The 311-nt window shown below is 72.0% G+C and carries 2 pseudogenes; both read right to left on the minus strand.

Going from position 1 to position 311, the window contains the following annotated elements:
- A pseudogene (locus QSK52_RS39245) lies at positions 1-148 on the minus strand (electron transfer flavoprotein subunit alpha/FixB family protein); the annotation flags it as partial.
- A gap of 37 nt (positions 149-185) precedes the next feature.
- Positions 186-311 (minus strand): annotated as a pseudogene (locus tag QSK52_RS39250) (electron transfer flavoprotein subunit beta); the annotation flags it as partial.

The following is a 311-nucleotide window of genomic DNA, read 5'->3' on the forward strand; positions in this document are numbered from 1 at the left end:
CCTTGGCGGCGATGTCGGCGGCGGCCGCTCCGGCGCCCAGGACGACGGCGGAGGGGGTGCCCAGGCGGCGGGCCAGGGTCAGCAGTTCGAGGGCGGGCTTGCGCACGGCGCCGTCGGCGTGGTCGACCAGGACCAGGATCTCACTCATCGTTTTTGCTCCGTATCCCTTTGTTCCCGGCGGCCCGTCAGATGAACTTCTGCTCGGCGAGGTAGGCGGCGAGCTGCTTGCCGCCCTCGCCCTCGTCGGTCACGATGACGCCCTTGGTGCGGGCGGGGCGGGCGGTGACGTCCTCGACCTTCGTCCAGGCGCC

Source organism: Kitasatospora phosalacinea, assembly GCF_030268885.1.
GTDB lineage: Bacteria > Actinomycetota > Actinomycetes > Streptomycetales > Streptomycetaceae > Kitasatospora > Kitasatospora phosalacinea_C.